The following is a 22,435-nucleotide window of genomic DNA, read 5'->3' on the forward strand; positions in this document are numbered from 1 at the left end:
ATAGGACGCAAATGGCACTCATTGACATTATTGAAGCGAGTAAAAAATTTGGCGAAAAGACTATTTTAGACAATGTTAGCTTTAGCGTTAATGAAAATGAGAAAATTGCTATTATAGGTAAAAATGGCGAGGGAAAATCAACCCTACTCAAAACACTTTTAGGCGTTCTCAATTTAGATAGCGGTAGAATTATAAGGCAAAATCATAAAAGCATTGCCCTACTTTCACAAAATGTGAATTTTGATAGCAATTTAAGCGTAAAAGAAGCGATAGAAAAAGCACTTGACGAAATTTATGAAGCCTTAAAAAAATATGAAAAACTGCAAAGCGTTTTAGAAAAAAGTCAAAATTCTACCTTGCTGAGAGAAATAGATGATATTATTAATTTTATAGAAAGTAAAGACGCGTGGAATATAGATCATAAAATATCGCGTTTTCTTAAAGAATTTAAATTAGACAGCTATCAAAATAGAAGCCTCTCAACACTAAGTGGCGGAGAAATACGACGCGTTGGACTTTGCATACTCTTACTGCAAAATCCAGACATCCTACTTCTTGATGAGCCTACAAATCATTTAGATGTTTATATGTGTTCTTTTTTAGAAAATTTATTAAAAAATTCCAAAATGTGCGTCATTTTCATCTCGCACGATCGATACTTTATCGACGAAGTGGCTGAAAAATGCTTAGAGATAGAAAATGGAAAAATACGCATTTTTAGAGGTGGCTATACGCATTATTTAGAGAAAAAAGCCGAACTTTTAGCTTCACTTTCTAAAAGCCACGAAACTCTACTCAAACAGCTTAAAAGCGAAGAAGAGTGGCTAAGAAGAGGGGTAAAGGCGCGTTTAAAACGCAATGAGGGTCGCAAAGAAAGACTTTTTAAAATGCGAGAACTTGCTAAGAAAAATCCAAGTGAAATAAGAAAAATAAGACTTGAAATAGAAAGAGCAAATCTAAATTTCAATCAAACTCAAAGCACAAATCGTAAAAAAATGCTTTTTGAGCTTAAAAATCTTAATTTGAGTTTTGGTGCAAAAAAGCTTTTTTCAAATTTTAGTGCAAGAATTTTACAGGGCGAAAGAATAGGAATAGTAGGACGCAATGGTAGTGGAAAATCAAGTTTTTTAAAACTTCTTTTAGGTGAGATTAAGGCTGATGCGGGAGAGCTTAAAAGGGGAGATTTACAAATAGGCTATTTTGATCAAGCTAGAAATTTAATCGATGAAAATAAAAGCTTGATGGAAATTTTTTGCCCAAATGGAGGCGATAGGGTGGAGGTAAGAGGAAAAAATATACATATCTTTGGCTACCTTAAAAGCTTTTTATTTCCTAAAGAATACTTAGATAAAAGTGTCGCTTTGCTAAGTGGAGGTGAAAAAAATCGCCTCGCTTTAGCCTTACTTTTTACTAAAGAATATGATGTTTTAATACTTGATGAACCTACAAATGACCTTGATATAGCAACAATTAATATTTTGGAAGAATATTTGCAAAATTATGAAGGGGCTATTTTGCTAGTCAGTCACGATCGCTATTTTGTTGATAAAATTTCTACAAAAATTTACGCCTTTGAAAATGAAAGCATTAATGTGCTTCATATACCTTATACGCAGTATTTAGAAAACGAGAAGGAATTAAAAGAATTTGACGAATTTTTAAAACTTAATGAGAAAAATTATGCCGCAAAAGAAAAAACAAACAAAAAACTAAGCTATAAAGAAAATGAAATTCTACAAAAACACCCCGAAAAAATAGAACAATTAGAATATGAAATTAAAGAATTACAAAACGCTCTTTCTAATCCGCAAATTTATGAAAAGCTTGGAATTGATAATCTTTACAAACAGCTTGAAGAGGTTCAAAAAACACTAGAAATTTTAGAAAATGAATACTTTCTTGTTTTGGAAAAAAGCGAAAGGGAAGCTTAAGCTCCCCTCTCTTCTATCAATCCCAACATTCAGCATTTTTAATGCCAAGTTTTGAAGCACTAAAGCTAGGATCAAGTCCTGCTCTTTTTTGTATCGTATAATCATTAAGCACTTTTGAAACAATACCACCTAAAAGTAGTAAGGATATAATATTAGTTGTAGCCATAAAAGCCATCGTTAAATCCGCCAAACTCCAAGCGAGCTTTAAGTCCATTTGTGCGCCAATGAAAATCATCGCCACAGCAGTGATTCTAAATAAATTCATTACAAATTTAGAATCTGTGAGGTATTTAACATTGGCTTGTGCGTAATAATAATTTCCTATCAAAGAAGTAATCGCAAAAAGCACAATGGCAATACTTACAAAATGAATTCCAAAACTACCATAATACTCCCTCATCGCTTCTTGCACTAAAGGCATAGCAGTAAGCAAAGGCTTTCCATCTGCTCCTACATTAAAATATGCCATAGAAAAAAGAACCAAAAAGCCTGAAGCCGTGCAGATAATAAGGTCAATTAATACAGCAAAAGCTTGAATTATCCCTTGTTTGGCAGGGTGATTTGTAAGCGCAGAGGCGGCAGCATTTGGAGCTGAACCCATACCTGCTTCATTTGAAAAAAGTCCTCTTTTAATCCCTATAACCAAAGCTGAACCTGCAAAACCACCAAAAATCGCCTTAAAATCAAAGGCACTTTCAAAAATAAGGCTCAAAACGGAAGGAATTTTCTCCAAGTTCATAAACACAGCAATTAAAGAAAGTCCTATATAAGCTAAAGCCATAAAAGGCACGATGACTGAACTTACCTTGCCTATTTTAGTGTGATGAGAAAAAAACATCCAAAGACCAAATAAAGCTAAAACTGTCCCTATAATAACGGGCCAAGAGCTTTGTGCAAAAGTTTGAGTGGCGTTTGGATTAAACATATTATAATAAATTTCAAAAGAAGAAGTCATCGTTTGACTTTGAAGACCATTAAAGCCGTAAGCATAAGTGATGATTAAAATAATGGCAAAAAACGCTCCAAGCCATTTAAGTCCTAATGCTTTTTTTATGTAATAAGCAGGACCACCCTTATAGCCTCCTCTTGAATCTTTTGATTTATAAACCTGTGCCAAAGTGCTTTCCGCAAAAGCTGAAGCTCCTCCAAAAAACGCCATAGCCCACATCCAAAATATAGCCCCAGCCCCACCTAAGGTTAGTGCAGTCGCTATACCTGCGATATTTCCTATGCCTACTCTTGAAGCCGTTGAAATCATTAGAGCTTGAAAGGGTGAGATGTGTTCTTTAGTGTGTTCGTCATTTTTTTCCGTTAAAATGCTAAAAACTGAGCCCAGCATTCTAAACTGCACGAAGCCTGTCAAAAAGCTATAATAAATCCCACATACTATCAAAATGACAACCATCATTGTGTCAGTATAAGGGATAATATGCGTTGTTGCGCTTGATAAAAAATCAAGCAAAGGCTTTAAAATATCCATTAAAACTCCTTTAATAAAGATAAAATTAATTTTAACATTAAGATTTAAAAAAATGGCTTATTTTCCAAATTTAAATAATTCGCTGTGTCAATTTGAAACTATTTGAAAATGTGAAAATTCTGCCTCAAAGCCTCATAAGCAATAATTCCAACACTTGTAGCCAAATTTAAACTTCTACCATAAGGCTTCATCGGTATGGTTATTTGATGTGCCTCATTAAGATTCATCAACTCATTTGGCAGCCCAAAACTCTCACTTCCAAAAAATAAAAAATCCCCAGCCCTAAATTTCATACTAAAATAAGGCTTTTTGCTTTTAGTTGTCGCAAAGAAAAAACGCTCTTTACATTGCAAATTTGATCCCAAAAATTCCTCCAAACTCTCCCAAATTATAGGTTCAAGCTTGTCCCAATAATCAAGCCCCGCTCTTTTCACTGCCTTCTCACTCAAATCAAAAACGCAAGGTTTAATAATGTGAAGCTTAAAGCCTGCATTAAAGCACATTCTGCCTATACTGCCAGTATTTTGCGGAATTCTAGGATGAACTAGGACGATATGAAACATTAAACAAGCACTCTTTTAATATTAGCGTTAAGCTTCACTAAAATTTCATAGTTTATAGTATGAAAAAAATCAGCCCATAAATTCGCATCATCAAGCACACAAATTTCCTCTCCACTATCTTCACAAGAAAAGCTATCCATAGACATTTTGCCCAACATTTCCTTGCCATTAGCAAGCTTTAATTGCCCTTTGCCATCGTAACGAAAAAGCCCATCCGCATAGCCCAAATCATAAGTAGCTATTTGAAGTGGCTCGTTTGCCACATAAGCTCCACCATAACCCACACTTTGCCCTTTTTCAAGCACTCTTGAGCTTAATTTGTGTGCGTAAAGTCTTAAAACTTTTTTAAGTCCCTTATCTCCGTAACCAAATTGCACAAGTCCCACTCTACACATTTCATCTTGTGGCATTTTTCCTCTAAAAAGTGCGGAGGAATTGAAAGAGTGAAAAATTAAAGTTTCTTGCGTAAAATTTTTAATGATTTTTTTAGCTTTTTGAAAATTGTATTTTTGTGTAAAATAGCTAGCATCAAGCTCGTCAGCCGACATAAAGTGCGTAAAAGCGCCCTCTAAATTCAAATGGCAAAGCTCTTTTAAAAATTTTTCCAAGCCATTTACATCTATACCATTTCTATGCATATTTGTGTCTATTTTAAGGTGAATGCGTGTATTTTTTTTAAATTTTGCAAAACTAGAAGGCTCATTTAAAGCATAAATAAAATTAAGATTTTCATTTCCTGTGGGTCTGTGTGAAAGAATTAGTATATTATCAAAATATTTTTCTAGTAAATATGCTTCATTTTCATCTTTTACAGCTACAAAATTCACCCCACAAGCTTTAGCCACAGGGGCTAAGAGACAAATTCCATGCCCATAGGCATTATCCTTAAAAACACAAATAAGTTTATCATAGCCACCAGCTCTAGTAGCTATGTAGGAGAGATTATGTTTGTAAGCATTTGAATCTAATGTGATTAAAGACATTATTGTTCTGCTAAAATTTTCATTTTACCTTTTTTATCAAGCTTAACATAAAGAATTTTATTGCCCTTAAATTGATAATTTTTTGTATAATAATCCTCGTAAAAAGAAATTCTATACATTTTTTCATCTTTCAAATTTGGATAAGGACTAATATCAATATTAGAAAATTTAATGATCTTATGCTCTTTTCTTGCAAAAATAATCTTTTTCATTGAAGCAAATTGTGAAAAACTACTTTTATCAAAACGCTTAAAATCTTTTTCATCATAAAAAGCTAAGTATGTATTGACATCACTCACTGTCCAAGCATATTTCCAAGCAAATAAATCAGCCATTAATGAGGCAATTTCTTCTTTTTTAGCTCTAACACTATCTTTTTCCTCTGTCAAAACATAGACTTTTTTACCTGCCACAACCTTAGCAAAGTCTTCTAATTTATCATTAAATAAAGCAATGCAACCTCTTGTTTTAAACTCATCTAATCTCGTCCCATCAAGAGGATAGCCGTGTATCCAAATGCCTCCTCCCGTTTTATCTTGCACTTTGTCAAGTAGATTAGGATAACTTGTAGCAAAGGCAAAAGGTCCATAATATTGATCTCCGGGGCTAAATTTCATCCCAAGCTCGTAAAAGCCCACAGGAGTCTTTAAATCGCCTTCTTTTTCCTTATCGCCCATAAGTCCAGTAATTACTTCCTTTTGCTCAAATTCCTTTTTAATCTTACCATTTGTGTAGGAAAAAACTTTTAAGATTTTATCATTTTTGTTTGTTTTAACTATCATAACATCTTGAGTATAGTAGCCAAGACTTAAATTTTTATCTCCCAATTCTTCAAGCCAAAAGTCCTTATTTCCAAGCTCTCTTTCTATCGCAGCGCCTACGGCATCCAAACCATTATTTAAATATATCTTTACCAAATCAGAAGCACTCAAGCTTGATAAAAAAGCCATAAAAACTAGCAAAAATCTCAAAATATTTCCTTAAAAATTAAATTTCAAAAGTGGAATTATAATATTTTTTTCTTAAAAAATATTAATGATTTACGACATTATAAAGCTTTTTTGCTATACTCGACACTTAAAAAACATTACATTTGGAGATGACAATGCTAAGCAAAAAAATTTTTATTTTAAGTCTTCTTGGCTTAAGCTTAAGTGCCACAGAAATCGAAATTAGCAATGCTTACATTAAACAGACTCCACCAAATTCTAAAAATACAGCCATTTTTCTTACCCTTACCAACAAAGGCGCGAAAGAAATCGCTCTCATAAATGCACAAAGTGATTTAAGTGATAAAATAGAGCTTCACACACACATCCACAAAGATAAAAAAATGTCTATGATACAAATTCCTAAAATTACAATTGAACCTAATTCTACTACCGAATTAAAACCGGGCTCTTATCATATAATGCTTTTTGATTTAAAAAATCCCATAAATGCCGATACTAAAGCAAATTTAACGCTTTATTTTGATAATAATACTAGCTTAAAAGTCGAGCAAATTCCATCTAAAAAGCTCTAAATTTTGAAAAAATTTTTTTTTATTTTTAGTCTTGCGTTTATTTTGCTAGGATCTTATCTTTACCTTAAATTTGATTTTGATAAAAATAAAAATTTCACAAATGCTATTACACCTTTGACTTGCGATTTAAATATTGAAGATTGTATTTTTGATTTTAATAATAAAAAAATTTGTATTTTTTTAAATCCAAAACCTCTACAAGCTATGCAAGAGCTTCATTTAAAGATAGAAAATTTAGATTTTTATGAAAATTTAAGCCTTAAAATTTATGGTTTAAATATGTTTATGGGAGAAATAAAACCGCGTCTTATTTACAAAAATTCACACTACGAAGCCAAAATTCTTTTAAGTGCTTGCACGCTTGACACTATGCGTTATAGAGCGCAATTTTTTAAAGACGATAAGCCTTTGGGCTTTCATTTTGATTTTGAGTTAAGACGATGAAAAAAATTATTTTTATTTTAGTTTTTTGCTTTATTTTGGGCTTTGGTTATTTTTTTTATCCTAGTCAAAATTATGATTTTTCCTTACGCTCAAGCTTCTCACATCACACAAGCTTGAAAGATTTTAGAGGTGAAAAATTGATTATATATTTTGGCTATACTTTTTGTCCGGACATTTGTCCGGGCACACTTTCTTTACTTGCTTTAGCTTTAGATAAAATGAAAAATAAACCTCATCTTCTTTTTATCAGTCTTGATATTAAAAGAGACAAAGATCCTGCCAAACTTGAAGAGTGGCTTAAATATTTTTACCCAAATTCCACCGCTCTCATCACTAAAGATGAAAAAAGTTTAAAAAAACTAACAAAAAACTATGGAGTTTTGTATGAAGAGATTGACCTTAAAGACTCTTTTATGCAATATTCCATAGCTCACAGTAACGAGCTTTACCTATTTGATGAAAAGGGACATTTTAAAGGTTCTATAAATGATCTAAGTCAAAAGGAACTTTTAAAAGCTTTAAATGAATTTTTAGAAGATAAAAAATGAAATTTGAGTGAGCTAAGGCTGAAAATTCAGCCTTATAATTATTTTTTCTTTTTTCCAGCTTTAGCAGCAACTGCTTCTTTAAGATTTTTACCTACCTTAAATTTAGCAACTCTAGTCGCAGGAACTTTAATTGTCTTACCTGTGCTTGGTACTCTAGCCTCTCTAGCAGCTCTTTCAGTGGTTGAAAATGTTCCAAAACCAATAAAACTAATGCTATCGCCCTTAGCTAAAACTTCAGTGATGGTAGAGATTACCGCATCTGTCGCAGCACCTGCATCTTTTTTTGTAAGCCCAGCATTTTGAGCAACCTGTGAAATGAAATCTGCCTTAGTCATTTAAGACTCCTTTTAAATTGATTTAAAACGCCTAATTCTAGCATACTTTAAACAAAATAGCAAGAAAAAAGGCTATTTTTAGGCTTTTATCTTCATTTTTTTATCATTTTTCCTAGTGTAGCGTTCAAATTCTCCACTTTCATCAAGCTCATTGCCGATTTTTTCATAAAGAGCATAATAAAATTTCACAAATTCCCTACACTCATTATGCTTAGGTAAAAAAACTTCATTTTCTAAAACACAAAAAATATCTAAAAATTCTTTAGCATCAAGTCTAAGTGCATAATGCTTGGCTAAAGCATGGTAAGTTTGCAAACAAAGCTTTTTAAATGCTTCGTAAGCTTGAGTGCTAAAGTCTATCTTTAAATTTTCTTGCTTAAATTCCAAAACTCCGCTTTGAAACAATAAACAAAGATGAATCAATCCCTCCGTATAATAAGCCTTAACTTCTTCAACCTTTTGCCACGCTATAAGTCCCACAGCTCTTTTAATGAGTTCGTGAAAAACGGGCATTTTAAGCTCTTCTTCCTCATGGTAGAAAAAATTCACAAGCCCACCACAAGTAGCCTTGTATTCCTCGATATTTTTGAAAAATCCACTTTGATTCATCAATTTTTCACTATCTTTTGCGATAAAAAAGATATGTCCGTATTCGTGTCCTATGGTTGAAATTTCATAAATTCTTTTCCAAAGCTTTTCATTATAAAATAAAACATCACGCCCATAAGTTAAAAATTCCTTATCGAAAATTTCACTTGCCATTTTCATAAAGGGCTTTGTTTTGCTATTTTCATACACAAAATTTAAAAAAGCAAAGATTTTTTTACCTGCTTTTGAGCTGACAAATTCATCGTTTGGCACAACTTGTGCTGAAAAAAGCCCCTTTAACTCCGCTCCATAATAAATCATCGGCAGACAAATATAAAGCTGAGTTTTGTCTATATTTTCGCACACTTCTTTTCTTAAATTTTCATCCTCAATGCCAATATTTTCATATATTCTTAAAAAAGTTTTCTTAATATTTTGTGCAAATTCTTGTCCATTGAATTCGCTAGCATCACTTAGTCTAATATCCCACTCTAACGCCACTGCGTGCGTGTATTGATCCTCGTAATACTCAAGCGGATGTCCTACTTGCAAAGGCGATTTAACCCTCATCCAAGCAAATTCAGCCTCCTGCCACGCGGCGATAACTCTCTCATCTTCCTTCTCGCAAAAGGCATTTTTAAGCTTTTCAAAATACTCTATATAGGCAAATTCTTCTTCATTTTGTGCGAAAACTCGCAATTTTTCAATCATACTTTCAAAAGCAAATTCTAAGCGTAAAATTTCATTTTCAAAAAATCTAGCATAAGGAACAAAACGCCACAAAGAGCCTATTTTAACAATAACCCCATAACTTCTTTCGCAAATTTCACCAAAATTATCCACTTGATAAAGTTTATTTTTACGCAAAAATTCAAGCGCATCTTCTAAATTTGCGAAACTTGATTTTAGCATTTTATTATTTTTTTCTATAATTTCTTTAGTCCAAACAATTTCAAAGTCATTTATCACAAGTCCCACACTATGAACGCCTTCAACTAAGGCTTGATAAAAATCATTTAAAAGCCTTTTTTCCTTTACTTCTTCTATGAATTCTTTATGTTCTCGCTCATAAAATTTTCTCACCTCTTCATAAAGAGCGTGCTTAATCTTTGTAATTTTCTCTTCTTTGACTCCTCTTTTTTCCAATTCTTTTACCAAATTTTCTTCTTTTAAATCAACCAAACGCCGCAAAATAGCTAGCAAGGCACTTTTTTCATATTCTAAACCGCTACTTTTTAAAAGTCCCTCCAAAAATTCGTTTTTTTCTTCGCTTTCTAAAAAATGATAAAATCCATTGATTTTATCTCTACGCTTTTTGGCAAGTTTTGCGATTTCTTTAAAATCATTCATTTAATTCTCCTAAGCCTATTAACTTTTTTAATTATAATTTTCTTTTTAAAACAAGGAGTAATCATATGAAAGATATGGGAGAGCCAAAGCTTAAAATAGTCGCTATGCCAAGCGATACTAATCCAGAGGGCAATATTTTTGGCGGGTGGATTTTATCGCAAATCGATTTAGCCGGAGCAATTACAGCTAGAGAGCTTTCTCCTGAGCGTGTTGTAACTATTTCTATGGATAAGGTGATTTTCAAAGAGCCTGTGTATGTAGGCGATATACTTTCTTGCTATGCCAAGATAGAAAAGGTCGGTAATACTTCCATAGGCGTTAAAATCGAAGTTGTCGTGCAAAGGGTTGATGACTTAGGCTGCACCTCTTGCATTAATGTAACTTCCGCTTTTGCAACTTACATTAGTGTGGATAAAAGGGGTAGAAAAAAGCCCATAAGCAAAGAGCTTAAAAAAATTCACGGCTTTTTAGCTGAGTGATTGTCTAGCAAAACCTTTGCTCTAAATTTTATCAGCACTTATTTAAGCCGCCTTGATTATATTTTTTATCAAGGCATTCTTTAAAAAATTCTCCTCTGCTTTTAGGCGGAGTTTCTGGGTGATTCTCCCTCATATGTTCTAAATACTTATCATAACTTGAAAGCCCCACTAAGGGGTGAAAAAACCTCTCGGCTTTTTCGTAATAAAACTTAATTTTTTTAAACAATTTGCTTACTATCAAGCTTTATATAAGGGCTTTCTTTGAGTGGAATTCTTATCTTACCAAAGCAAATTCCAGCACAAGAGATGATGACAAGTAAGGTTGTAATCATAAAGAACATACATAAAATAGCGTTTAAGATGTTAGCAAATTTAGCCTGAGTGGCGACAGAAATTTCTTTTTGAATTTTCGCTTTTTCTGCCTCGTCTGTTATAGTGGATAATTTAGCCTCCAAAACGATAATTTTATCATTTTGAATTTTTGCTGTGGCGACATGACTTACGGCATTACGCACCTTATTACCCTCTTCATAAGGTAGGATTTTTTGAACGCCCCCGTAAAGTGTGGCGATTAAAACAAAGGTCGCTGGTGCTAGGGTTACCCAAGTATATTTCGCCTTGCCCATTTTGACTAAAATCGCTGTTACTAAAAGTAAAGCCATACCTGCTAACATTTGATTGCTTACGCCAAATAAAGGCCAAAGTGTGTAAATTCCGCCCTTAGGGTCAATCGCCCCTTGATAGAGAAAATAACCCCAGCCAGCCACACTCAAAGCAGTCGCAAAAATCCCCGCAGGAATGCTGTGTATATTTCCTAAAGGCTTATAAACATTACCCAAAATATCTTGCACCATAAAACGACACGCCCTAGTGCCAGCATCAACTGCCGTTAAAATAAACAAAGCTTCAAATAAAATGGCAAAGTGATACCAAAACGCCATTAAATCCACCCCACTAAATAGCTCGTGCAAAATCAAAGCCACACCGATAGCAAAAGTCGGCGCACCACCCGTTCTTGAAAGTATAGTTTCCTCACCTATGCTTTTTGTAAGACTCATAATCTCTTCAGGACTTACACTAAAGCCCCAGCTAGAAATAGTCGCCGCAACACCAGCTAAATCCGTGCCTATTAAAGCACTTGAAGAATTAATAGCAAAATAAATTCCTGGATGCAAAATGCAAGCACAAATCAAAGCCATAATAGCCACGGCACTTTCCATAAGCATAGAACCATAACCCACCGCTAAAGCGTGTGTTTCATTTTCAAGCATTTTAGGAGTCGTGCCACTTGAAATTAAAGCGTGAAAACCACTAATCGCCCCACAAGCTATGGTAATAAACAAGAAAGGAAAAATAGCTCCCGCAAAAACAGGACCAGTTCCGTCAAAATACTGCGTATTTGCCTTAGGCATTTGCAAATCCGGAGCGACTATCACAATAGCCACAGCCATCAAAACTATGACGCCGATTTTTAAAAAAGTCGAAAGATAATCCCTAGGAGCGAGTAAAAACCACACAGGCAAAACCGCCGCTACAAAGCCATAAATCATCATCACAATAGCCAAAGTCGGTGCGTCAAGGGTGAAAAATTCTTTCCAATACGCATCAGCAGTTACAACGCTACCATAATGAATCGCAAGGATTAAAAGCACAAAACCTATAATAGAAGCCTCTCCTACTCTACCCGGACGCAAAAATCTCATATAAATTCCCATAAAAATCGCAATAGGAATCGTCATCGCAATGGTAAATAAACCCCAAGGAGACTCCGCTAAAGCCTTAACGACAACCATAGCCAAAATAGCAATAATAATAAGCATAATGCCAAAAATCGCCACCATAGCTACGCCGCCTGTAAAATTTCCCATTTCACCTTTAATCATCTCGCCCAAAGAACGACCATTACGCCTTGTAGAGATGAAAAGCACGACAAAATCATGCACAGCACCCGCTAAAACACCACCGACTAAAATCCAAAGCATAGAAGGCAAGTAGCCCATTTGAGCCGCCAAAATAGGACCTACCAAAGGACCCGCTCCAGCAATCGCTGCAAAATGGTGCCCAAAAAGAACGACTTTATTTGTAGGGACAAAATCGCGTCCGTCATTTTGTGTAAGGGCTGGAGTGGCACGCGTTTTATCAAGCTCTAAAACCTTATAAGCCACAAAACGCCCATAAAATCTATATCCTATCATATAGATACACACCGCCGCAACGACCAAATAAATCGCTGAAACACTTTCTCCATTTTGCAAGGCTAAGTAGCCAAAACAAACAGCACCCAAAGTTGCTACAAAAAGCCATAAAATTTTTGTAGTCAAGGAATTCATAGCTCTCCTTTCAAACTTAAAATGTTTTATGATAGCAAAAAAGGCTAAAAAACAACCGATAATAAACAAAAGTTAGTCATAAAGTAACAAATTTACGCACTCAAATTTAATTTTATAAAGAAAAAAGGCTATAATTTTAAATAAAAAAAGGATAAAAATGCAAATTTATAAACAAGCTTGTGGGGCTTATGAGACAAATTGTTACATTTTAAGCACACAAAGAGGAGAATTTATCATTGATCCGGGAGTTGGAGCTTTGGAATTTGTGAAAAAACATACGAAAAATCCCTTAGCCATACTAAATACCCACGGACATTTTGACCACATTTGGGATAATGCGGCAGTAAAAAAAGAATTTAATGTCCCTCTTTATATCCATAAAAACGATGCCTTTTTTTTAGAAGACCCCTTCAATCAAGGCTTTGAAAAGCATAAAGCCGATGTCTTGATTGAAAGTGAAGAGCCGCTAGAGCTTTTTGATAGCATTTTTAAATTTCACTTTCTTCCCGGTCATACGCCGGGCTGTTGTATGATAGAAATTGTTGGAGAGGGCGTGATGTTTAGTGGGGATTTTTTATTTTATAGAAGTATAGGGAGGTGGGATTTCCCTTACTCTGATGCCACTTTAATGAAACAAAGTTTAGAAAAAATTTTAAATTATAAAGAAAATTATAAGCTTTTACCGGGACACGGAGAGCATACCTTTCTTAAAGATGAGCAAGAGCATTTGCCGACTTGGTTAAGGTATTTTTAATGGATATTTTACTGATTTATTATTTTGCCTTTTTGATTATTTTTGGGCTTTTAGGCTTGAAATTTCAAAAAAAATCCCAAACTAACAATGAAAAATTCTACCATTTTTGTCCTTGTAAAAAAATGGCTGAAAATGGCTCTTTGAGTATGATTTGTATGTATAGTGCTATGGGAGGCTTTTTATATAGCGCAACCTCTTTAAGCTTTATAGGCTTTGTCAATTTGGAACTTAATGCACTTTTTGCGTTATCTTTACTCTGTGCTTATGTGGGCTGGAGGCTTAAGAAGGAATGATTTTAAGCTCGTATTTGTCTCCTATATCCTCAAAATGATACACCGCTTCATCGCTTGGATAGCTTAAAATTCTCGGCTCTCTTTGAAAGCTTTTTCCCTCAAGCTTGTCTAAAATGAGTGGCAATTCTTTTTTAAGCACCCTTTCATTTGAAATTCCTGCGTGGCTTAAATTTCTTATAAGCTTTCCATCAATCTCACTTTCATTTTTGATTAAATGCAAGGTCGCATCAAAACCCAAATTTGCGTAAGTTTGATATAATTTCTCCTTATCTTTTGCTGTTTTAAATTCATCTTTGTTAGAGTGATAGCTCACAAAAATGCAATTTTTATCATAAGCTTTTTGAATTTCTAGATGTTTATAATTTAAAAGATTTCTTATATCAAAGGCTGCTTTTGTAAAATTATTCTTCGTCCAAAAACTTTTTGTATGACAAGAAATTTCTAAATGCTCGGTGTAAAAATAAAATTCCCCCTCCGCCGTTCGCATAAACATTTGCTCTCTTGGTAAAACAGCACAAGCGACATCAATCACACCCTGCGTATAGTGCGGAGCGATTTTAGCGATTAAATAAGCGATTTGTGAGCCATAACACCCACCCGCATAAATGATAGGTAAGTTACCCCCCCCCCCCCCGAGAGTTTTAAATAAATGCTTAAGGGCGTTAATATGGTCAAGTGCTGGCATTAAAAGATAATTTTGATATTCCTCATTTGGCGGTAAAATGGTATAGCTAAGTCCTTTTAAAAGAGCATTTTGCGCGTAAATTCCAGCCTCTTTTTGCTTTTTCATCATATCTTCAAGCAAAAAATAATAAGCATTATGTGGCAAATTTGAGTGATAGGGTAAATTTAATTTTGCAAGTGTTTTTTTGATATTTTCAACATCTTCTTTTTCTATGCTATACTCAGCACTATAAGCCTCTTCATTTGAAACACGACAACAAAAGCCGTGATAAAAAACATTCATCGCCAAAATGCCAAAACGCGAGGCAAATTGACGCCTTGTAAAATCAAGCATCCTAGTATCCACACTAGAGCCAAAGCCTCCTACTATCACAAAAATCGCCCTTATAGGCTTACTCTCATCGTAGCTAATGCGGTATTCTAGCTTTGAGTTTCTTTTAATGCCAAGCTCCACATCATCACAAGAATCAATAAAAAAACTTTTATCTATCATAATGCTCAATTTCTAGTTTCATTTTGTGATTTTTCTCGCTAAAATGATAAATTAAATCATAGCAAGTATAGCTAATACTTTTTTTGCAAGGCTTTTTCTTTTGCTTTTTGATTTTTTCTAAAAGCGGCGGGAATTCTTTATTAATCAAGGCTTTAAAAGGAATTCCTAATCCGTGTTCTAAATTTTTAACAAATTTACCATCAACCTCACTTTCATCTTGTATCAAATGCAAATGTGCGTCAAATTTAAGCTTTTTTAAAAGCTCAAAAAGCTCGACTTTTTCAGTATAAGGGGCTAAAAAAGTATCATTTTTAGAATGATAGCTTACAAAGATAATATGATTAAATTTAGCCAAAGTTTCTAAGTGCGTAGGATTAAGGATATATCTTATATCGCTTCTTGATTGTGAGAAAAAATAAAGAGAATGCGCATCAAGAGTCCAAAAAGTCTTATCGCTCAATAAAAAATGCACATCGCCTATCCTAGCACCGCAACCACAATATGTTTTAAAATCAAGCTCCTTGCCAAAGCCTATCATTCTCCACGAAAATAGCCCAGAGCCTGAATTATCAATCACTCCATCAATGAGCCAAGGAGCGATTTTAGCACACATTAACGCCAAATAGCCCCCATAAGAACCCCCAGATACCACGACACGCAAACTCCCCCCCCCTGTCTTAAAGGGCGGATTTTTCTTAAGATGTAAAATAGCATTAATAATATCCATAGCAGGCATAATGCCCCAGTTTTGATACTCACCATTTAAAGGGTCTAAACTACAATGTATAATCGCCGCATAATCTTGCTTTAAATCACCTTTTGACTTTTTATAGGCTATGTGGATATTAAGCTTTTCTAAAATTTTTTCAGGGGGATTTGAGCTAAAAATTTCCTCATCTAAAGCGATATTAAGACTTTCACAAAGCTCATACATAATCTTTTTATCAAGCTCGTCAAAATAGGGCTTTGCACCTGTTTGAGGGCGGTTATGAATCCCAAAATAATTTGGACTAATGATAGCAGCATTATACTTTTTAGCTAGGCTTTGCATAATAATCTTTAAGAAAGAATTATTTGCATCATCTCCCGTGCCTTGTATCAGCACTAAAATCGCCTCAATCTCCTTTTCATCATCATAACTTAGCTTAAATTCCAGCTTAGATTTTCTTTTGATATTAAGCTCTATATCATCAGTAGAGTCTATTTCAATGCTTTTAAAAACTATCATCTCGTGCCTAGTAATAAATAAGTTTTATTTGCCAAAGCCTTAAAATTTTCACTTTTGCTTAAAGCCACACAAGCTTTATTTTGAGAGGGGCTTGTAAAATCAGCATTACCCAAAACGCTCTCATCGGCTCCATTTGCTACCGCTTTAATGGCATTTTTAACATTATCATTAGTCGAAAGCCCCATTAAAACAAAACTAGCTCCTTGCACGAAGACAAATTCCACGCACCTTTCATCCTCACCCACCTTAAACGCCACATCACTCAAATTTCTAGACAAATCCACCTCCTCCACGCCACTAACATTGCTAAGAAGTTTAGTATTTGCAAGTTTGTCATTTTTAAGAGCATAAATACTTACATCATTGATAAAAGTTCTAAGATTATTTAAAGCCTTGCTAATTTCCGCTTCATCTTTGCTAGAGCTAAGTTTTGGCAGGGCAATAGCTGCTAAAATTCCAAGTATTATAATCACAAAAACAAGTTCTAAAATCGTAAAAGCCTTTTTCACACTCTCTCCTAAAGTCTCGTCAAATTTGTGTTTTTAGGGCTTAAAATATCCTCATTTATATTTACAAATTCGCCTCTTTCATAGGCACTTATCGCCGCTCTTGCTATCATTAAAGCATTATCCGCACAAAATTCAAACGGAGCAAGTTTTAATTCGCACTCAAATTCCTCGCAAAGCTTTTGCAAACGCCCCCTTAAATTCAAATTTGCACTAGCCCCTCCCACAACTCCAAATTTTTTAAAACGATGTTTGGTAAAAATTTTACGACACTTATCAATAATGTGCAAACAAGCCGCTTCCTCAAAGGCATAAGCTATCTCGCTTTTAATGCCCTCATCTAAATGTTGGTGTTTTGTAAGCTCAAGTCTTGTTTGATTTTTAAGCCCTGAAAAAGAAAAGTTAAGCTCTTTTGAGCGAAGCATAGGCACAGAGAAATGGAGCTTTTTTATCTTTGCTTTTTTTGCTAAATTTTCTATGATAAGTCCTCCTGGATAGCCTAGATTCATCATCTTAGCCACCTTGTCAAAACTCTCGCCAAAGCTATCATCATTACTTTTTGCTAAGATTTCTAAAAAACCTTTTTCATCGACTTTTAAAACCATACTATGCCCACCACTAACTAACAAAATTCCCATATCATACTCTTCTTTTTGCTTCAAAAAAAGAGAGTAAATATGCCCCTTGAGATGATTGACGGCGATGAGTGGTAAATCAAGCGTTAAAGCCAAGCTTTTAGCCATAGCTATACCTCCTACCAAACTCACGCTAAGACCGGGCTCATTTGTAACGGCTATGGCACAAAGCTTTTTAAAATAGTTTTGACACTGCTCCAAAATTTTAGGCAAAGCCTCGCTATGAAGTCTAGCAGCAAGTTCAGGCACGACTCCGCCATAATTTGCGTGTGCGTTCTCTTGTGAAATTTTTTTATGAAAAAGGCAATTAAAATTATCCTTATTAATGATAGCTATGGAGCTATCATCGCATGAGCTTTCTATCGCTAAAATGCAATTTTTCATTGAAATTCCACAAGCACAGAGCCTAAAAATTTATCTTTTCTCGCTGCTTCTTTAAATATGCTAATATCCGGCATTTTAGCATTTTAATGACCTTAGTGCCTTTTTGATATTCAAGGAGCTGCTGTAAATTTGCTCCTCTTAATTCATAAAATTCCACTCTATAAATTTTACCTGCATCATCTAAGGCGTATTGAGCTTTCATCTTATCTTTTGTTATGATAATATTGCTTTCATCTTTTGAGTGATCAAATCCTATAATATTCACACGCACATTTTGAATTTTTGGGATCATAAATTCTTTTTTAACTTTAACTCTAGTTGCAAAAGGCACGGAAGTCTCATTACCATCGATGATAAAATCAACCTCCTCAAAGGCATCGCTAAATTCTAAATATTCTGGGTAAATTCGACTTTGAAAGCGATTACCATACTGGATAAAGAAATGATTATTCTCCGCTACAACGGCGGTTAGCTCATTGCTTGTTTGATAATTTAGCTCCTTATTGACAGGAAAGGGGATATAATTCATACTTTTTCTAGGATTTTTAAGATAAAGCAAAATTTTATCATCAAAAAGCTTAACTTCAATCTCCCTATTAATCGCCCCATACACACCCTCAGGACTTAGCTCAAAGCTTCTTTCCCACTCAAGTCCAGCTGTTTTAAGATAATTTTCCACCGCTAAAAGATGATAATAAGCTCTTAAATGCACGGGTAAATTCTTACTTGCCTCATTTGCAAAAGCGGCTTTTTGATTAGAAATGACAAAATAAGTCAAGGCTTTAAGCATTTCCGTATCGTTTAGTTCTTCTGTTTTGGTATTTTTAAGGAAATATTTATGTTTAGGATCAGCCAAAGAAGCATTAACGCTCTCAACCGTTTGAAGTGCTATATTTTCTAAATTATTATAAGCAGTAGCATTAATTTCTTTTGTATCGATGACGCTAGAATTTCCCCAACGCTTAGGATTTTTAAGTGCATTTTCATAAGTAGGGCGGTAAAAACCCCAGCCATCGTGAAGGTTAATTACCATACTCACTTCAGGCTTTAAAATAAGGCTTTTTATCCTTTGCACTGTCTCAAAATCTGGGTCTTTAGGATTAATCTCTGCAAATTTGCGGTTTAAGTCTCCACTTACTCCCCTACTTCGCTTAATAATGCTCTCAAAAGCCAAATTGGGCGCTACGATAATCTTACCCTTAGTGATATTATAATCACTAAGGAGCAAACTCGCCGCGTGAAAGCCGCCCGGCTCATCGCCTTGCATACCACCAAAAATTAAAATAGTATTATTATTTTCGCTACTTGTGCCATTTTCTCCTACGCTAAAATCAAGAGCAAAAATACTCACAACAAAACTAAACAATAAAGCTAAAATTTTCACAATATTCCCTTACCTTTCTATCATATTCAAAAATTTCTTCAAGCTTCGTTATTTTAGGCTCTCCAAAATGCTCCAAAGTCTTAAAAACACCCTTTGAAATGTCTAAAAATTTACATTTTTGTTTTAAAAATTTCTCAACCATTACTTCATTTGCCGCATTGATGATGACCCCTAAATTTGGATTTTTCAAAAGGGCATTTTTAAGAGCAAAAAGTGGATATTTTTTAAGATTAATTTTATGAAATTTTAAACTAGAAAGTTTAACAAAATCAAGCGGAGGTAAAATTTCAAGCTCGTGCGTGTCAAAAATAGCCTCCGCAATCGCTAATTTCATATCAGGCTTAGAAAAATAGGCACTTGTAGCACCATTTTGAAATTCACAAAGAGCGTGAAGTAAAGATTTAGGCTCGATAAAAGCGTCAATTTCCCTAATGTTAAAAAGATGATAAGCCTCGATAATTTCAAAAAGCTTATTTGCCATAGTAGCACTATCTATGGTAATTTTAGCACCCATAGACCAGTTAGGGTGCTTTAGAGCATCACTTGGCTTGACGCTTTTTAAATCCTTTGTTTTTAATTTAAAAAATGCCCCTCCACTTGCACAAATATAAAGCTTTTTAATATTTTGCCTCTCTTTAAGCAAAGCATTTAAAGCGGAATGTTCGCTATCCACAGGGATAAGATTTGCTCCCTTTAAAAATTCCCCAGCCACAACTAAACTTTCTTTATTTGCTAGGGCGATTTTTTTATGAAGTTTATGAGCTTTTAGTGTGCTTTTAAGCCCTGCAAAACCGACAATAGCATTAAGCAAGAGTGAATCATCACTAAGTTCTAAAATTCTCTCAAGTCCCTCTTGACCCACAAAAACATTTTTATGTTTAACTAAATGCCTATCTTTTGCCTCTTTTATGCAAACAAATTCAGGCTTAAAACGCTCGATTTGTTGATTTAAAAGCTTAATATTGCTACCACACGCTAAAGCACTAATGCGTAGATTTTTCAAAACAGCAAGTTTAAGGGCATTGACTCCTATACTTCCCGTGCTTCCAAAAACTATCATAAAAACACAACCATAGCAAAAGAAGCGATGATAACAGCATCAATTCTATCTAAAATGCCTCCGTGTCCGGGGATTAAATCTCCGCTATCTTTTAAATTTGCCACTCTTTTAAAATAACTCTCTATCAGGTCTCCTATCACAGCCAAAACAGCCACAAAAAAGCCAAGTGTAACCCACAGCCAAAATTCCCCCATAATAATGCCTACTAATCCCCCACCCACAACAGCACAAAGCACACCGCCAACTACGCCCTCTAAGGTTTTATTAGGGCTAGTTTGTGAAAAAGGAGTTTTACCTAGCATTTTACCGATAAAATACGCTCCACTATCACACAATGCAACAAGTAAAATGAGTAAAAAAAGCGTAATCATACCCTCGTCTAAATACACCTGCCAAAGTGCTAAAATAGGCAAGGTAGGATAAAGATAAATTAGACTTAATCTTAAATTTTCCGCCTTTTTATAAGATAAATACCCCACAACCAAAATCACAAGCAAAAGTCCAAAAAACAAGGCTTTTTCATAATAGCTTCCTAGTAAAAAGGCTAAAAAGGCAGGGATAAAAGAAGCATTAGGCACACTAAAAAGCTTTTTTGCCTCATCAAAAGCAAAATAAAGCAAAAGTCCAAACACTACAAAATTAATCCAAAAAACATCAATCAAAGCGATGATGATAACAGCCACTATCATCACAAAGCCAGATATTATCCTCGTCATATCAAACATAGATTTTCCTTTTAAATACTAATATCAATGTGAGGGATTTTTTGCGCGTTTTTAAACAATGCTTCTTCCTCATCTAATTTTTCTAAATCCCCACTCTCCTCCGCTTCCTCCAAATCCTGCTCTTCGCCGTTTTCCTCGTCCTCTTCTTCATTTTCTTCGCGTTTTTTCTTCTTTTCTTCCTCGTCAGCTTTTTCTTTAATCTCCTCATCGACCTCGTGGCTTTTAGCGACTTTTTCTAATTTTTCTATTGTTTTTTCTTTTTCGCTAAATTCGCTTAAATTCAAATTTGCAGCAAAGCCCTCTTTGGCAAGCTCATTACTCATTTGAGTCGCCGGATAAGCCATATTTTGATTGATGTAATTCATATTTCCTATGGGACTTACGGGCATTTTCACTCCTTTAAAACGCTAAGGGTTTTATAATTTGTATAATTAACAAAAGCCTTTTCTCTTACTTTGACAAAATTCCTTGTTGTATAATCGACCAAAACACTCCCTGGATTTAGCTTAGAAAAACTTACGCAAAGTTTTGCGGCAAATTCTAGCACTTCTTGGCTAATATTTTGTTTATTATGTATAATGAAAGTGTGTGAGCTTGGCACATCTTTGATATGTAACCACATATCGTTTTTTTTGGTATTTTTAAGTAAATAAATATTACCCTTTTCATTTTTACCTACACAAATTTTAAATTCTTTATAATAAAAATTTGCAATTCCTAGTTCATTTTCATCTTTTTTTGTAAGCTCTTTTTTGCTTTTTTTAGGGAGTAAAATTTCAAGCTCAAATAGACTTTGACAATTTTGAATTAAATTTTTTAAAGCAGATAAAAATTCTAATTTTTCCTCTAAATTTTCTCTTTGCAAGCAGATATTTTTAGCCTTTTGCTTTAGTTTTTTGGCATTTTTATAAAAGGCATTAGCACTCATTTTAGGACTATTTTCAAGCACAAATTCCACTTCTTTTCCCTCAAAATCTAAAAGCGTAAATTTCCTCTCATATTCTTTTAAAAAACTCAAATTTGCAAATAAAATATCCGCTTTTTGACTGAGCTTCATCGCCTTTAAAAATAAATCTTCTTCACTTTCTAAGGTGTTTAAATAATTCTTTAATTTTTCAATTTTACCCTGCAAAAAAATTAATTTTGCTCCTTGAATTTGCAAAAATTTTTTGGAATATAGGGCGTGAAATTTTTCCTCAAAATACGCCTTAAAATCGTCAATTTTAATAAAATTTGTATCCATTTTAAAAGGCTTTAGCTCTAAAAGCATTAAATTAGGCTTTACTTGACGATAGCTTTTATCTATATGCCTTAAAGCCTCTAAAATCAAGCCTTTTCTATCTGTTATAACCGCATTTGTATTTTTACCTGTAAATTCAAAATAAATCACACTTTCATAACTTTTATAAGCTTTGTTAAGCTCCACTTTTAAACATAAAATGCGGTTATTTTCAAGCACTTTCAATTCTTTAATCAAGGCATTGCTAAAATATTTTTTAAGCGCATAATCAAAGGGAGCATTGTAGCTTTTCATCTTTACATTTGCCGTGTAAATTCCGCTTTCACTTTTATTTAAATCAAAAATATAATGCTCTTTATCAAAACTAAGACACAAAACATTATCATCAATTCTTTTAATAAAATCAAGCCTTCGATACTGCTTTAAAAATTCGCAAATTTGCACTAATTCTGTATATTTCATAATCAAATTATAAGATATTTTGGAAATTTAT

General features: G+C 34.0%; 23 protein-coding genes and 1 pseudogene. 7 read left to right on the forward strand and 17 right to left on the reverse strand.

All coding sequences use genetic code 11. From position 1 onward, the window contains the following. Positions 1 to 11 precede the first annotated feature (11 nt). Positions 12 to 1,931: a ribosomal protection-like ABC-F family protein gene (abc-f, locus tag EL158_RS05070; protein WP_027303781.1), complete on the forward strand. Its 1,920-nt coding sequence runs from the start codon at positions 12 to 14 to the stop codon at positions 1,929 to 1,931. A 16-nt stretch (positions 1,932 to 1,947) separates the two neighbouring features. Here abc-f and EL158_RS05075 read toward each other — a convergent pair whose 3' ends face one another. From EL158_RS05075 to pgp2, 4 genes are all read right to left on the reverse strand, one after another. Then, a complete protein-coding gene (locus EL158_RS05075) occupies positions 1,948 to 3,411 on the reverse strand; it encodes an alanine/glycine:cation symporter family protein (RefSeq protein WP_034955728.1) in 1,464 nt (487 codons plus the stop codon). A 98-nt stretch (positions 3,412 to 3,509) separates the two neighbouring features. Next, entirely contained in the window at positions 3,510 to 3,974 is a 465-nt protein-coding gene (locus EL158_RS05080) for a tRNA (cytidine(34)-2'-O)-methyltransferase (RefSeq protein ID WP_027303783.1), read from the reverse strand. Then, the gene (locus tag EL158_RS05085; protein ID WP_027303784.1) at positions 3,974 to 4,957 is read right to left on the reverse strand and encodes an alanine racemase; all 984 of its coding nucleotides are present in this window, start codon (positions 4,955 to 4,957) and stop codon (positions 3,974 to 3,976) included. Before EL158_RS05085 ends, EL158_RS05080 begins: the two co-directional genes overlap by 1 nt. Continuing rightward, on the reverse strand, positions 4,957 to 5,907 hold the full coding sequence (gene pgp2 / locus EL158_RS05090; RefSeq protein ID WP_027303785.1) for a cell shape-determining L,D-carboxypeptidase Pgp2: 951 nt from the start codon (positions 5,905 to 5,907) through the stop codon (positions 4,957 to 4,959). Before pgp2 ends, EL158_RS05085 begins: the two co-directional genes overlap by 1 nt. Positions 5,908 to 6,062: 155 nt before the next feature. Between pgp2 and EL158_RS05095 the strand changes: the two genes are divergently transcribed. From EL158_RS05095 to EL158_RS05105, 3 genes are read left to right on the forward strand one after another with little or no spacing between them, the layout of a single operon-like run. Beyond that, positions 6,063 to 6,482, forward strand: coding sequence for a copper chaperone PCu(A)C (locus EL158_RS05095; RefSeq protein ID WP_027303786.1), 420 nt, complete (start codon positions 6,063 to 6,065; stop codon positions 6,480 to 6,482). A 3-nt stretch (positions 6,483 to 6,485) separates the two neighbouring features. After that, entirely contained in the window at positions 6,486 to 6,926 is a 441-nt protein-coding gene (locus EL158_RS05100; RefSeq protein ID WP_027303787.1) for a hypothetical protein, read from the forward strand. Then, positions 6,923 to 7,474, forward strand: a complete 552-nt coding sequence (locus EL158_RS05105) for an SCO family protein (RefSeq protein ID WP_027303788.1) — start codon at positions 6,923 to 6,925, stop codon at positions 7,472 to 7,474. The genes EL158_RS05100 and EL158_RS05105 overlap by 4 nt, the downstream gene beginning before the upstream one ends. A gap of 38 nt (positions 7,475 to 7,512) precedes the next feature. Here EL158_RS05105 and EL158_RS05110 read toward each other — a convergent pair whose 3' ends face one another. Together EL158_RS05110 and ciaB are read right to left on the reverse strand one after the other, a co-directional pair. Further along, positions 7,513 to 7,809, reverse strand: coding sequence for an HU family DNA-binding protein (locus EL158_RS05110; RefSeq protein WP_027303789.1), 297 nt, complete (start codon positions 7,807 to 7,809; stop codon positions 7,513 to 7,515). A gap of 78 nt (positions 7,810 to 7,887) precedes the next feature. Then, positions 7,888 to 9,747, reverse strand: coding sequence for an invasion protein CiaB (gene ciaB, locus EL158_RS05115; RefSeq protein ID WP_027303790.1), 1,860 nt, complete (start codon positions 9,745 to 9,747; stop codon positions 7,888 to 7,890). Between the two features lie 65 nt (positions 9,748 to 9,812). On the opposite strand from ciaB, the gene EL158_RS05120 reads away from it, so the two are divergent. Beyond that, positions 9,813 to 10,226, forward strand: a complete 414-nt coding sequence (locus tag EL158_RS05120; RefSeq protein WP_004277459.1) for an acyl-CoA thioesterase — start codon at positions 9,813 to 9,815, stop codon at positions 10,224 to 10,226. Between the two features lie 31 nt (positions 10,227 to 10,257). On the opposite strand, the gene kcuS is transcribed toward EL158_RS05120, so the two are convergent. Beyond that, complete coding sequence (gene kcuS, locus EL158_RS05125) at positions 10,258 to 10,467, reverse strand: KCU-star family selenoprotein (protein WP_269470920.1); 210 nt, start codon at positions 10,465 to 10,467, stop codon at positions 10,258 to 10,260. Then, positions 10,445 to 12,556 carry a carbon starvation CstA family protein gene (locus EL158_RS05130; protein WP_027303792.1) on the reverse strand — a complete coding sequence of 704 codons (2,112 nt, stop codon included), beginning with the start codon at positions 12,554 to 12,556 and terminating at the stop codon, positions 10,445 to 10,447. The genes kcuS and EL158_RS05130 overlap by 23 nt, the downstream gene beginning before the upstream one ends. A 157-nt stretch (positions 12,557 to 12,713) precedes the next feature. Here EL158_RS05130 and EL158_RS05135 point away from each other — a divergent pair, with 157 nt between their 5' ends. Beyond that, positions 12,714 to 13,310: an MBL fold metallo-hydrolase gene (locus tag EL158_RS05135; RefSeq protein WP_027303793.1), complete on the forward strand. Its 597-nt coding sequence runs from the start codon at positions 12,714 to 12,716 to the stop codon at positions 13,308 to 13,310. Continuing rightward, positions 13,310 to 13,603, forward strand: a complete 294-nt coding sequence (locus EL158_RS05140; RefSeq protein WP_027303794.1) for a hypothetical protein — start codon at positions 13,310 to 13,312, stop codon at positions 13,601 to 13,603. Before EL158_RS05135 ends, EL158_RS05140 begins: the two co-directional genes overlap by 1 nt. Here the strand turns inward: EL158_RS05140 and EL158_RS05145 are convergent. The 9 genes and pseudogenes from EL158_RS05145 to EL158_RS05185 form a co-directional block, all read right to left on the reverse strand. Further along, positions 13,590 to 14,780 carry a DUF2920 family protein gene (locus EL158_RS05145; RefSeq protein WP_126361521.1) on the reverse strand — a complete coding sequence of 397 codons (1,191 nt, stop codon included), beginning with the start codon at positions 14,778 to 14,780 and terminating at the stop codon, positions 13,590 to 13,592. The two genes, EL158_RS05140 and EL158_RS05145, sit on opposite strands and share 14 nt — an antisense overlap. Next, a complete protein-coding gene (locus EL158_RS05150) occupies positions 14,770 to 16,008 on the reverse strand; it encodes a DUF2920 family protein (RefSeq protein ID WP_027303796.1) in 1,239 nt (412 codons plus the stop codon). The genes EL158_RS05145 and EL158_RS05150 overlap by 11 nt, the downstream gene beginning before the upstream one ends. Continuing rightward, the gene (locus tag EL158_RS05155; RefSeq protein ID WP_027303797.1) at positions 16,005 to 16,517 is read right to left on the reverse strand and encodes a prepilin-type N-terminal cleavage/methylation domain-containing protein; all 513 of its coding nucleotides are present in this window, start codon (positions 16,515 to 16,517) and stop codon (positions 16,005 to 16,007) included. The genes EL158_RS05150 and EL158_RS05155 overlap by 4 nt, the downstream gene beginning before the upstream one ends. Positions 16,518 to 16,525: 8 nt before the next feature. After that, entirely contained in the window at positions 16,526 to 17,533 is a 1,008-nt protein-coding gene (gene tsaD / locus EL158_RS05160) for a tRNA (adenosine(37)-N6)-threonylcarbamoyltransferase complex transferase subunit TsaD (protein ID WP_027303798.1), read from the reverse strand. Beyond that, positions 17,530 to 18,917, reverse strand: a pseudogene (gene pgp1 / locus EL158_RS05165) (peptidoglycan D,L-carboxypeptidase Pgp1). The gene tsaD and the pseudogene pgp1 overlap by 4 nt, the downstream one beginning before the upstream one ends. After that, positions 18,892 to 19,977, reverse strand: coding sequence for a 1-deoxy-D-xylulose-5-phosphate reductoisomerase (gene dxr, locus EL158_RS05170; RefSeq protein WP_027303800.1), 1,086 nt, complete (start codon positions 19,975 to 19,977; stop codon positions 18,892 to 18,894). The pseudogene pgp1 and the gene dxr overlap by 26 nt, the downstream one beginning before the upstream one ends. Next, a complete protein-coding gene (locus tag EL158_RS05175) occupies positions 19,974 to 20,702 on the reverse strand; it encodes a phosphatidate cytidylyltransferase (protein ID WP_027303801.1) in 729 nt (242 codons plus the stop codon). Before EL158_RS05175 ends, dxr begins: the two co-directional genes overlap by 4 nt. An 11-nt stretch (positions 20,703 to 20,713) precedes the next feature. After that, complete coding sequence (locus EL158_RS05180) at positions 20,714 to 21,091, reverse strand: hypothetical protein (RefSeq protein WP_027303802.1); 378 nt, start codon at positions 21,089 to 21,091, stop codon at positions 20,714 to 20,716. A 2-nt stretch (positions 21,092 to 21,093) separates the two neighbouring features. Further along, entirely contained in the window at positions 21,094 to 22,404 is a 1,311-nt protein-coding gene (locus EL158_RS05185) for an NFACT family protein (protein WP_027303803.1), read from the reverse strand. Positions 22,405 to 22,435 lie beyond the last annotated feature (31 nt).

The organism is Campylobacter upsaliensis (assembly GCF_900637395.1).
Taxonomy (GTDB): domain Bacteria; phylum Campylobacterota; class Campylobacteria; order Campylobacterales; family Campylobacteraceae; genus Campylobacter_D; species Campylobacter_D upsaliensis.

Excerpts from the sequence above, each read along its gene's own strand:
- ciaB (WP_027303790.1), bottom strand. The coding sequence starts at position 9,747 with ATGAATGATTTTAAAGAAATCGCAAAACTTGCCAAAAAGCGTAGAGAT.
- EL158_RS05085 (WP_027303784.1), bottom strand. The coding sequence starts at position 4,957 with ATGTCTTTAATCACATTAGATTCAAATGCTTACAAACATAATCTCTCC.
- tsaD (WP_027303798.1), bottom strand. The coding sequence starts at position 17,533 with ATGAAAAATTGCATTTTAGCGATAGAAAGCTCATGCGATGATAGCTCC.
- EL158_RS05095 (WP_027303786.1), top strand. The coding sequence starts at position 6,063 with ATGCTAAGCAAAAAAATTTTTATTTTAAGTCTTCTTGGCTTAAGCTTA.
- EL158_RS05080 (WP_027303783.1), bottom strand. The coding sequence starts at position 3,974 with ATGTTTCATATCGTCCTAGTTCATCCTAGAATTCCGCAAAATACTGGC.
- EL158_RS05145 (WP_126361521.1), bottom strand. The coding sequence starts at position 14,780 with ATGATAGATAAAAGTTTTTTTATTGATTCTTGTGATGATGTGGAGCTT.
- EL158_RS05175 (WP_027303801.1), bottom strand. The coding sequence starts at position 20,702 with ATGTTTGATATGACGAGGATAATATCTGGCTTTGTGATGATAGTGGCT.
- EL158_RS05150 (WP_027303796.1), bottom strand. The coding sequence starts at position 16,008 with ATGATAGTTTTTAAAAGCATTGAAATAGACTCTACTGATGATATAGAG.
- EL158_RS05180 (WP_027303802.1), bottom strand. The coding sequence starts at position 21,091 with ATGCCCGTAAGTCCCATAGGAAATATGAATTACATCAATCAAAATATG.
- pgp2 (WP_027303785.1), bottom strand. The coding sequence starts at position 5,907 with ATGGCTTTTTTATCAAGCTTGAGTGCTTCTGATTTGGTAAAGATATAT.
- EL158_RS05185 (WP_027303803.1), bottom strand. The coding sequence starts at position 22,404 with ATGAAATATACAGAATTAGTGCAAATTTGCGAATTTTTAAAGCAGTAT.
- EL158_RS05135 (WP_027303793.1), top strand. The coding sequence starts at position 12,714 with ATGCAAATTTATAAACAAGCTTGTGGGGCTTATGAGACAAATTGTTAC.
- EL158_RS05110 (WP_027303789.1), bottom strand. The coding sequence starts at position 7,809 with ATGACTAAGGCAGATTTCATTTCACAGGTTGCTCAAAATGCTGGGCTT.
- abc-f (WP_027303781.1), top strand. The coding sequence starts at position 12 with ATGGCACTCATTGACATTATTGAAGCGAGTAAAAAATTTGGCGAAAAG.
- EL158_RS05105 (WP_027303788.1), top strand. The coding sequence starts at position 6,923 with ATGAAAAAAATTATTTTTATTTTAGTTTTTTGCTTTATTTTGGGCTTT.
- EL158_RS05130 (WP_027303792.1), bottom strand. The coding sequence starts at position 12,556 with ATGAATTCCTTGACTACAAAAATTTTATGGCTTTTTGTAGCAACTTTG.
- EL158_RS05075 (WP_034955728.1), bottom strand. The coding sequence starts at position 3,411 with ATGGATATTTTAAAGCCTTTGCTTGATTTTTTATCAAGCGCAACAACG.
- dxr (WP_027303800.1), bottom strand. The coding sequence starts at position 19,977 with ATGATAGTTTTTGGAAGCACGGGAAGTATAGGAGTCAATGCCCTTAAA.
- EL158_RS05140 (WP_027303794.1), top strand. The coding sequence starts at position 13,310 with ATGGATATTTTACTGATTTATTATTTTGCCTTTTTGATTATTTTTGGG.
- EL158_RS05120 (WP_004277459.1), top strand. The coding sequence starts at position 9,813 with ATGAAAGATATGGGAGAGCCAAAGCTTAAAATAGTCGCTATGCCAAGC.